We start from the raw sequence: 9,501 nt of genomic DNA, 5'->3' as shown, positions 1-9,501 counted from the left end.
CACCTTCAAATACAAGTCCACGGTGTATATCCCCAAGCCCTCCCGAAATCCGAAAGGGCAAAAGTGGACGACTTTTACGCCGCCCGCGACAACACTATGCCGTCGCTACCGTGGCCGAGTATTGCTCCGCCGTTCACACTCACGGGAATCGTTGAAAAATCTTGTGTCACAAACCCTTGGCAAAATCGCCTTTGATTTTGTCTCCTTTTTGGCCGGAGCCTGAGTAGCAGTCATTGGAGCACAGCGCAGCATCTGTAACTATGGGCTCGAAGCGGTCATGCGGCGGTGCAGCAGGCGCACACGCGTGGTCGCCCCAAGTACGACTTAACAACCGGCCCACAGCGGTCATTCATGACCGGTGTGGCGAATGACCGGTGTCAGCCCTTTCATGGCATTCGGACCATTTCACCGATATCCTCTGTTTCACAATCATGAGCCCGGATGTCCGGCCTTCCGATGGCTGTCTGCGCTCAGATCTGGAGTACGCGCTGCCTTTCCACGATTTGATCGGCGAGATGACGGCTGTCTTCCTCGATCCCGAGGAAGCGGCCCGAGCCCCATGTGTTCAACCAGCCCAGTCCGATGAAGTGCAGTCCTGCATGTTCGGTGACGCCGCGCTTGAAGATGGGTTTGCCGCGTTGGTCGAAGACGTCCGGTTCGATCCAAGAGTAGTCGGGTCGGAAGCCGATGGCCCAGAGCACGGAGGTGATGCCTGCGGCTTTGATATCGAGGGTGGTGCGTTCCTGCTCCGGCTCCCACGCTTTGACGAACGGCGGCTCGACCGCCGCCCTCTCGCCAAAGGCGTCGTCACAGGCGTGGTCCAGCGCTGCCGGATCGAGGTCCACTAGCGCCAGCCGCGCGCCCTGCGCGGCCAGCGCCCGCGCGGCGGCGAGGCCGATGGACCCCGCGCCGCCGGTGATCAGACAGACCTTGCCGTCAAGATCGAACATCCGTTGCCCTCAGATCGGATAGTGCGGTTGGCCGTCCTGCACGGTGATCCAGCGCAGGGTGGTGAACTCCTCGATCGCCGCCGTGCCGCCGAAGCGTCCGTAGCCAGAGGCCTTGACCCCGCCAAAAGGCATCTGCGCCTCGTCATGCACCGTGGGACCGTTGATGTGGCAGATGCCGCTCTCGATGCGCCGGGCCACCGCCATGGCGCGGACCGCGTCCTCGCCAAAGACGCTGGCGGACAGGCCGTATTCGGTGTCATTGGCAACGCGCACCGCCTCGTCGATGCTGCCGACCCGGACGATGGAGGCCGTGGGGCCAAAGCTCTCCTCGGTGTAGATGCGCATCGACGGGGTGACATGATCCAGCAGCGTCGCCTCCATCAGCACGCCATCTGCCTGACCGCCCGCCACGAGGGTCGCGCCCTTGTCCTCCGCCTCGCGCACAAGGCTGAGAATGCGGTCCACCGCGCCCTTGTCCACCACGCAGCCCAGCGGCGTATTGCCCTCACGCGGATCGCCCACGGCCATCGAGCGGACCTTCTCGCCCAGTTTGGCCACGAAGGCGTCCGCCACGGCCTCATGCACCACCAGCCGTTCGGTGGACATGCAGATCTGGCCCTGGTTCATGTAGGCGCCGAAGGCCGCTGCGGCGACCGCCTTGTCCAGATCGGCATCGTCTAGGACGATCATCGGGGCCTTGCCACCCAGTTCGAGCAGTGCCGGTTTCAGGTTCTCGGCGGCGAGTTTCGCGATGATCCGCCCCACGCGGGTCGAGCCGGTGAAGTTCACCCGGCGCACGGCGGCATGGCCGATCAGCGCTTCGACGATCCCGGCGGCATCCTCGGGCGCATTGGAAATGACGTTCAGCACGCCCGGCGGCAGGCCACCGTCCTGCATGGCCTCCACGATCAGGGCATGGGTGCGCGGGCTGAGCTCTGACGACTTCATCACCACTGTATTGCCACAGGCGAGAGGCATGGCAATCGACCGCACACCAAGGATCACCGGCGCATTCCACGGCGCCATGGACAGCACCACGCCCGCCGGTTGCCGGATCGCCATCGCCATGGAGCCAGGACGGTTCGAGGGGATGATCTCGCCCTTGATCATGGTGGTCATGGCGGCAGCCTCGCGCAGCATCCCGGCGGCGAGCATCACGTTGAAACCGGCCCATGCCGCAGTTGCCCCCAACTCGGCCGCCATGGCGTCCGTAATGTCGGCCTTGCGCGCCTCCAGCGCGTCGGCGGCGGACATCAGAAGCGCGCGGCGCTGGCCCGGTCCGGTCTCCGACCACGCGGGGAAGGCCGCGGCGGCGGCATCGGCGGCGGCGACGGCGTCACCGGTGCTGGCGGCGGCGGCCTCTGTGGCGACCTTTCCGGTCAGCGGGTTCTTGCGGCTGAACGTGCGCCCGCCCTCTGCGGCCCGCTTTTCGCCAGCGATCAAAAGATCCAATACGGTCATGTCTTCTCTCCGGTTTCGAATATCATGCGGCCCCGCCAAGGAAGGCGTCCTTGACCGCGTCATCTTGCATCAGGTCCTGCGCCGTGCCCGCACCGGTGATGCGACCGGCCTCCAGCAGGTAGCCGCGTTCCGCGTTGCGCAGGCTGATGGTCACGTTCTGCTCCACGATCAACAGGCCCATGCCGGTATCGCGTACCTTTGCCAGTGCGCGAAACAGATCGCCGACGATGATCGGCGCGAGGCCGAGGCTGGGTTCGTCGAGCAGCAGTATATCAGGCTTCGACATCATGGCGCGGCCCACGGCGGCCATCTGCTGTTCGCCTCCGGACATGGTGCGCAGGATCTGCCTGCGCCTCTCCTTCAGCCGTGGAAAGATGTCAAAGACCTGTTCCAAGGTCTCGTCCTCATGGTCTCGGGCGCGGTCCGGCGTGGCACCAAGGCGCAGGTTTTCCTCGACCGTCATCGGCCCGATCATGCCGCGCCCCTCGGGCACCAGCGCCAGCCCAGCATTAGGCAGGCTGTGCGCGTGGAGCCCGTCGAGAGGCGTGCCGTTCAGCGTCACCGATCCGGCATCTCGCGGGACCATCCCTGCGACCCCCTTGAGCAGAGAGGATTTCCCGGCCCCGTTCGCGCCCAGGACGACGACGATCTCGCCGGAGCCGACGGTCAGGTTGACCGCGTCCAGTGCCAGGTGCTTGCCGTAGCGGACAGTGAGATTGGCGATCTCAAGCATGGTCGTCTCCCAGGTAGGCCTTGATCACGGCGGGCCGCGAGAGCACGTCCTGCGTGCCGCCCTCGGCGATGACTTCGCCCGCGCTCATGACGATGCAGCGCGAACACAGGGCGCGGACGGCTTCCATGATGTGTTCCACCAGCAGGATGGTCATACCCTGTCCCTGCAGGTGGCGCACAAGGTCGATGCCGATCTTGAGTTCAGAGGGGTTCAGCCCGGCAAGCCATTCATCGAGCAGCAGGATTTCCGGCTCTGACGCAAGGGCGCGGGCCATCTCCAGACGCTTCTGGTCGATATAGGTCAGGTTGCCGACCCTCTCGTTGCCACGCCCGCCCAGCCCGACGAAGGCCAGCTTTTCCTCGACCATCGCCTGTGCCTCGCGGCCCCAGTGGCGTTTATGTCCAAAGGCCAGCGACAGCAGGACGTTCTCGCCGGCGGTGAGTGTTGGTAGCGGGCGCACCAGCTGAAAGGTGCGGGCCACGCCGTGACGGGCCACGCGGTGCGGTGGCATCCGGGTGATGTCCGTGTCGCTGACCCGGACACGACCGCCGTCAGAGGGCAGGGCGCCCGAGATCATGTTCATCACCGTGGTCTTACCCGATCCGTTCGGACCAAGCAGCCCCACCACTTCGCCGGGGGTCAGGGCAAAGGATACGTCCTTGACTGCCACCAGCCCACCGAACCGTTTGTGCATGTTGTCCAGTTGCAGTGCCGCGCTCATGTCCGGCCTCCTTTGCGCAGGTCCTCGATCTTGGCGAGCACGCCCTGCGGCATCCAGAAGACGATGAGGATGAAGAGCAGCCCGAGGATGATCGAGAAATGGTCCGGGAAGCTCACCGACAGCCATTCGAACAGGAAGAACAGCGGGATTGCCCCTACCAATGGCCCCCAGAGGCGCATCGCCCCGCCCAGAAGTGCCATGATCAGCGTCATGAAGGAGACGGTCGGATTGAACACGATCGACGGTTCGATATAAGTCCAGCGCGGGGCCTGGATCGCACCGGTCAGGGTGATCAGCGTGGCTGAGATCACGAAGAGCAGCAGCTTGACCCGGGTGACATCGATGCCGGCGTGGGCGGCGACGGTCTCGTCATCGCCGATGGCCTGCAGCGCCAGCCCCAGCCGCGTCCGTCCGATCCCCCAGGAGATCAGCAGCGTGACGGTCGCGAGCGCCAGAAGCTGCCAGTAGATGTGCCGCCCCTCGAACGGCAGAAAGACGTAGCGCCCCATGGTGTAGGTCACGTTGACCTCCCACCAGCTGACGGTCTGGCGCACCAGCTCGGCCAGCCCGAAGGTGAAGATGACGAAGTAGACGCCTGCCAAGCGCAGCGTCGACAGGCCGACCACCAGCGCAATGACCGCACCGATCCCCGCCGCGCTGGCCAGCACCAGCGGATAGGGCAGCGTTTCGTTCAACACGGCGACGGTGTAGGCACCGACTCCGAAGAAGGCGACCGTGGCGAGCGAGACATAGCGCGTCGGGCCGGAGAACAGCGCCCAGGCCGTGGCGAGCGTGACGTAGCCGGTCATCCCCAAAAGCACGCCGGTCCAATAGTCCGACACAAAGAGGGGTGCAGCAGCAAGCGCGACAAGGATTGCTCCGGCAAGCGGGAATGCATGGATAGGTTTCATCGTCACGCCTTTCCGAACAGGCCGTTGGGCCGCACCAGCAACAGCGCAAGGAACACCGCATAGACCGAGGCAAGTGTCAGGCCGGGATCGACGTAGGCGGCTACGAAGGTCTCGACCAGGCCCAGCAGCAGCCCGGCGATGATGGCTCCGGGCACGCTGCCCTTGCCGCCGAGGATCACCACGATCAGGGCCTTCATGGTGAAGACGACGCCGCCCGTGGCGGTGAAGGTCTGGAACATCGAGAGCACCACGCCCCCGGTGGCGGCCAGCGCGCCCCCCAGCGCAAAGGCGGTGCGGGCGGCGCGGTCAGTGTCGATGCCGAAGAGCGGTGCGCTTTGCGGGGCGACGGCCACGGCGCGCAGGATCATGCCCCAACGGCTACGGTAGAGGACCGCCACCAGCACCGCGCCGATGGCCAGTGACAGCCCAAGCGCCAGCAGACGGTTCGCCGCGACGGCGGTGCCAAGCACCTCGATCGGCTGGTTCAGGAAGCTGTAGCTGGTGTAGCCACCGCCGAAGATCGTCAAAAGCACGCCCTGGATCACGAAGAGCAGGCCGAAGGTGACGAGGATGCTGTCCACCTCCAGCGCGCCATCGTCGGGCGCACGGGTCACCAGCGGCTTCATGATGACACGGTAGATGCCGAGGTTGATCAGGTAGCCGGCAGGGACAAGAACGATCAATGCCAGCAAGGGTCCGACATTCAGGGCGGAGAACAGCAGGTAAGTGGCAAAGCACGCGGCGATGATCGTGTCGCCGAAGCTGAGGTTCATGATGCGGGCGATGCCGTACTGGATGGTCAGCCCCATCGCGACAAGCGCGTAGGTGCCGCCGAGCACGAGCCCGTTGACGATATGATCTAGCATGGGAGTCCGGTTTGGTTTGTGTCGGGGGAGGGCGGCGCGGGCTCTCCCCCTCGTTTGCGCTTATTGCCAGTCGGGCTTCGGCAGCTGCACGGCGGTCAGGCCGTCACCGCCCTGCGGGGCCACGGCGACGAACTGGCCGTCCTGCCACTGGCCGACCCAATTGATCGCGCGCAGCTGGTTGTCCTCCAGCCGGGTCTCTTCGCCCAGCACGGTGGCAAAGGTGCCGGTCGACAGCTCCTGCGCTACGGCGGACTTGTCCAGACCCACGCGCTCGATCGACTGCCCCAGCATCTGCAGCGACGCATAGACCAGAACCGACCCCCAGTAATCTGGGGCACGGCCGACGATTTCCTCATGCTTGGCGCGGTAGGCCGCGTTCAGCGTGTTGTTCGGGTCGATGCCGCCTAGGCTCATGACCCCCTCGACCGAGCCGCCCGCGATCTTCGGGTAGACCGGGAAGCCCGCGCCGACGCCAAGGTAGAAGACCGGCGGATTGAAGCCCGCGACCTTCGCCTGCTTGGTCAGGGCAAAGGTGTGCGGCGGGTAGCTGAAGGCCACGAAGGTGTCTGCCTCGGCATTGCCCGCTTCACCGAGAATGGTCGCGAAATCGGATGTTTCCGGCGGGAAGGTCTTGTCATAGCTGATGTCGAAGCCCGCATCCTCGAAGGCGGGGCGCGCGGCCTTTACCAAGTCGATGCCAAAGCCATCCGCCACCGAGATCATGGCGATGCGGTCATTGATCCTGCCCGCCTCGCGTTGTGCGACAAGGATCTCTGTCAGCGCCTCGACGTAATCGCCGCTGCCGCCCATGAACCAGAAACTGGTGTCCCACCGCTTGACGAAATCCGGTGCCTTGTCAGTGACGGCGGCCCCTGCCAGATGGGGATAGCCGAATTTCGCCATCAAGGGCGCGACCGCGAGGTTGAAGCCGGTGCCCCAAGGCGGGAGGATGAAATCCACCTCGTCCTGCGTGGCCAGGCGTTCCACCGCACGCACCACCTCCTCTGCCGAGGAACGGTCATCGTAGGCGATGACCTCGATCATCTTCTGCGAACCGTCCGGCAGCTTGAGGCCCCCGGCGGCATTCACCTCCGACACCCAGAGTTCGTAGTTGGGCGTCACGGTCATGTCCGAGCCACCCGCGTTGGGACCGGATTTCGACACCGCGTAGCCGATGGTGATTGTGTCGGATTGCGCCAGGGCCATGGATGAGCCCGCGCAGAGAGCTGCAACGGTGGCAAGCATGGCGGATCGGCGGCAGACCGCACGTGCGGCCCGCATTGGTGAATAGGTCATTGATGTCCTCCCTTAGATGGCGTGCGCAGGTCTGATGCCTGCGCTGGCCGTTCGTCGCGCATCCTCCAATGCGCGGCGTGCCACAATATTAGGCACAAAAAAGATGTCTCGATAATAGACATTTTGGGGATTGAATGGTACTTTTGACGGAATTCTTCGAGGGTGACATGGACCGCAAAACCATCCAGGCGGAGCGCATCCGCAGCCCGCTCACAAATACCGAATTCCACACATCCGGCGATCGGGCGGTGTTGTTGTTGCTGCTTGCCGGACGCGGCACGTTCCTCTCGGAAGAGGTGGAACGCGAGATCGTGGCGCCTTGTCTGATCTGGGCGCCGAGCGGCTGGACCACGCAGATTGCCCTGTCCGCCGGGGCGCGTGGCAGTATCCTGCGGCTGCCGGAACGCACCATTGCCCGTGCCCTGCCCACGGACGCCCTGTCCGCGCATGTCCGCGAGGTCGTCAGCCGCAGGATCTTCAAATCGGATCTCGAAGACGCTCTGTTGGCTTCGGTCACCACGATGTTCGACAGGATCGAAACCGAACTGCGAGAGGATCGAGCGGGTGCCGACACTGTTCTGAACCATTGCGTGGCGCTCTTGCTGCTCGACGTCTGGCGGGCCGCAGGGCCCGTGCGGCAGTCTCCGGAACAGCAGCCGGACCGGATTTCGGACAGCTTCGTCACTCTGGTCGAATTGCACCTGCAAAATCATTGGACCACCGAAGAATACGCCAGCCGCATCGGCGTGACCCGCGACCGTCTGAACACCGCCGTGAAGCGTGCTTTGGGCGTCGCACCGCACCAACACATCCAGCGTCGGTTGATGGAAGAGGCCAAGGCCCTGTTGGTGACGACAAACCTTCAGGTGTCCGAAGTGGCTTATCGCCTCGGCTTCAACGACGCCGCCTACTTTGGCCGGTTCTTTCGCAGGCATGAAAAACTGCCCCCTGCACAATTCCGACGAACCTTCACCCCGGTCTATCGCGAGATGGGCGAAGACGTCTCCTTTGCCGACTGGCCATAGTGTCCCTGCGTTCCTAACGCATCGTCTTGTCTTGCGAAGTGTAGTACACCTTTCCCAACCGTGCGCGCTCTGCGCATTGCTGCCGTTCGTCCAGTCAGCAGCGGACGCCCGCTTCCCTGAAGGTTTTTCGATGCGGGCCGCGGCGCGACGTGGGCGGCCGGGAGGTGGAGGCCCGCGTTGACAAACCTCGGAAGGAGGAAGCCGCGGGGGTCTTGGATCGTCCTATGGAGAAAGTGCGCGGGCGGTCGGGGCGGCGGCTGCGTCCGGGGTGCGGCTGATGGCGAGCCAGGTGCCTGATACGGTCGCAAACTCGGTCGGTGATCCCGACAAGGCTGTGCATTTCGGAGTTGCTGCCGCCTTTGGCCGCGCTGGAAAGGGGAGCGCACACACTGTTCGGACCGGATCTGCGGATCGTCTTGGTCGCCACTTGGGTGTAGCGCGCTGTCGTCGTCAGCTTGGCGTGGCCCAGCAGTACCTGGATGACGCGGACATCCGTGTTCGCTTCCAGCAGGTGCGTTGCGAAGCTGTGGCGGAGGGTGTGCAGCGTGGCTGCCTTCTGGATGCCGGCCATATGCTTGGCCGAAGTGAACGCCCTGTTCAGTTGACGGGGCGATAGCGGATTGATCTTCGGCTTGCCCGGGAACAGCCAGCCTTCCGGCCGCGACTCCCGCCAGTATTCGCGCAACAGCACGAGCAGATTTGGCGACAGCATCGCCTTGCGATCTCTCCCGCCCTTGCCCTCATCGACGTGGATCAGCATGCGATCACTGTCGATGTCAGTGACCTTGAGGTGGCACACCTCGGACGCCCTCAGCCCTGCGCCATAGCTGATGCCAAGCGCAGCCCGATACTTGAGCCCGGGCCCGGGAACGGCGGCCAGCAAGTCCGCCACCTCCTCGACGCTCAGCACCACCGGCAACTTGCGGGGTTTGCGGTGAAACTGCATGAAACGCTTCATCTCGTCCCGGCCGCAGGTCACGCCGAAGAAGAACCTCAAGGAAATGATCCGAACGTTGAAGGTGCTGGCCGATACCCCGTCCTCGGTCATCTTCAACTGATATGACCGAAGTTCTTCCGGTGTTGCCGTGTCCGGCGAGCGTCCGAGGAAGGCGGCGAAATGCTTCACGTTCCGAATGTGGGCCTTCTGGGTCTTATCGCCCAAGCCGCGGATATTCATATCTTCGATCATCCGCTGACGCAGCGGTGTCACTCTCTCCTCTGTCATGGGAGCCTCCTGTCTGATGATTGAGAAGGCCCCAATCGTCAGCCAGGTCGCCGAGAACACAAAACGCGCATCCTATAGGCGCGGGGCCGCAACATCAGCCAAGCGCGCCAATGCCGCGGAGCGGCTTAGTCCTCCCGCCCACTGCCTGCTAAATGTCGCGACTCGGCCCGTTGCGGATGAGGTGGGTGGCTCCTGCTCCACCGGCATCGAATGTGCCAAAGTGCAGCTATCAATGACTGCTAGGAAAGGAGCCACTCAATGACAGTTAAGACAGTAGGCCTTGATCTGGCCAAGGATGTTTTTCAGGTTCACG

At 64.0% G+C, this 9,501-nt stretch carries 9 protein-coding genes and 1 pseudogene; 2 read left to right on the top strand and 8 right to left on the bottom strand.

The features are described 5' to 3' along the window. Window positions 1-223: hypothetical protein (locus AB9K37_RS11605; protein ID WP_369838727.1), on the top strand; the 223-nt coding region annotated here is incomplete at its 5' end. A 247-nt stretch (window positions 224-470) separates the two neighbouring features. On the opposite strand, the gene AB9K37_RS11600 is transcribed toward AB9K37_RS11605, so the two are convergent. Genes AB9K37_RS11600 through AB9K37_RS11570 form a run of 7 tightly spaced genes read right to left on the bottom strand, consistent with a single transcriptional unit; the run spans window position 471 to window position 6,938 of the window. After that, window positions 471-950, bottom strand: coding sequence for a hypothetical protein (locus AB9K37_RS11600; protein ID WP_369838724.1), 480 nt, complete (start codon window positions 948-950; stop codon window positions 471-473). Window positions 951-959: 9 nt separating this feature from the next. After that, entirely contained in the window at window positions 960-2,411 is a 1,452-nt protein-coding gene (locus AB9K37_RS11595) for an aldehyde dehydrogenase (RefSeq protein WP_369838721.1), read from the bottom strand. A gap of 22 nt (window positions 2,412-2,433) precedes the next feature. Next, window positions 2,434-3,144: an ABC transporter ATP-binding protein gene (locus AB9K37_RS11590; RefSeq protein WP_369838718.1), complete on the bottom strand. Its 711-nt coding sequence runs from the start codon at window positions 3,142-3,144 to the stop codon at window positions 2,434-2,436. Then, a complete protein-coding gene (locus AB9K37_RS11585) occupies window positions 3,137-3,865 on the bottom strand; it encodes an ABC transporter ATP-binding protein (RefSeq protein WP_369838716.1) in 729 nt (242 codons plus the stop codon). Before AB9K37_RS11585 ends, AB9K37_RS11590 begins: the two co-directional genes overlap by 8 nt. After that, entirely contained in the window at window positions 3,862-4,776 is a 915-nt protein-coding gene (locus tag AB9K37_RS11580) for a branched-chain amino acid ABC transporter permease (protein ID WP_369838713.1), read from the bottom strand. Before AB9K37_RS11580 ends, AB9K37_RS11585 begins: the two co-directional genes overlap by 4 nt. A gap of 2 nt (window positions 4,777-4,778) precedes the next feature. Then, window positions 4,779-5,642, bottom strand: a complete 864-nt coding sequence (locus tag AB9K37_RS11575; RefSeq protein WP_369838711.1) for a branched-chain amino acid ABC transporter permease — start codon at window positions 5,640-5,642, stop codon at window positions 4,779-4,781. A gap of 60 nt (window positions 5,643-5,702) precedes the next feature. Further along, window positions 5,703-6,938, bottom strand: a complete 1,236-nt coding sequence (locus AB9K37_RS11570) for an amino acid ABC transporter substrate-binding protein (RefSeq protein ID WP_369838709.1) — start codon at window positions 6,936-6,938, stop codon at window positions 5,703-5,705. Window positions 6,939-7,072: 134 nt separating this feature from the next. On the opposite strand from AB9K37_RS11570, the gene AB9K37_RS11565 reads away from it, so the two are divergent. Beyond that, a complete protein-coding gene (locus AB9K37_RS11565; protein ID WP_369838707.1) occupies window positions 7,073-7,963 on the top strand; it encodes a helix-turn-helix domain-containing protein in 891 nt (296 codons plus the stop codon). Window positions 7,964-8,369: 406 nt separating this feature from the next. Here the strand turns inward: AB9K37_RS11565 and AB9K37_RS11560 are convergent. Continuing rightward, window positions 8,370-9,188 (bottom strand): annotated as a pseudogene (locus AB9K37_RS11560) (tyrosine-type recombinase/integrase); the annotation flags it as partial. Between the last annotated feature and the right edge of the window lie 313 nt (window positions 9,189-9,501).

Source organism: Donghicola sp. XS_ASV15 (assembly GCF_041224595.1).
GTDB lineage: Bacteria > Pseudomonadota > Alphaproteobacteria > Rhodobacterales > Rhodobacteraceae > Donghicola.
Note: the sequence above shows the minus strand (reverse complement) of the source record. Positions and strands in the feature narration are given on the sequence as shown.

Coding starts and splice junctions, on each gene's coding strand:
- AB9K37_RS11570 (WP_369838709.1), bottom strand. CDS start 6,938: ATGACCTATTCACCAATGCGGGCCGCACGTGCGGTCTGCCGCCGATCC.
- AB9K37_RS11580 (WP_369838713.1), bottom strand. CDS start 4,776: ATGAAACCTATCCATGCATTCCCGCTTGCCGGAGCAATCCTTGTCGCG.
- AB9K37_RS11600 (WP_369838724.1), bottom strand. CDS start 950: ATGTTCGATCTTGACGGCAAGGTCTGTCTGATCACCGGCGGCGCGGGG.
- AB9K37_RS11585 (WP_369838716.1), bottom strand. CDS start 3,865: ATGAGCGCGGCACTGCAACTGGACAACATGCACAAACGGTTCGGTGGG.
- AB9K37_RS11590 (WP_369838718.1), bottom strand. CDS start 3,144: ATGCTTGAGATCGCCAATCTCACTGTCCGCTACGGCAAGCACCTGGCA.
- AB9K37_RS11595 (WP_369838721.1), bottom strand. CDS start 2,411: ATGACCGTATTGGATCTTTTGATCGCTGGCGAAAAGCGGGCCGCAGAG.
- AB9K37_RS11575 (WP_369838711.1), bottom strand. CDS start 5,642: ATGCTAGATCATATCGTCAACGGGCTCGTGCTCGGCGGCACCTACGCG.
- AB9K37_RS11565 (WP_369838707.1), top strand. CDS start 7,073: ATGGTACTTTTGACGGAATTCTTCGAGGGTGACATGGACCGCAAAACC.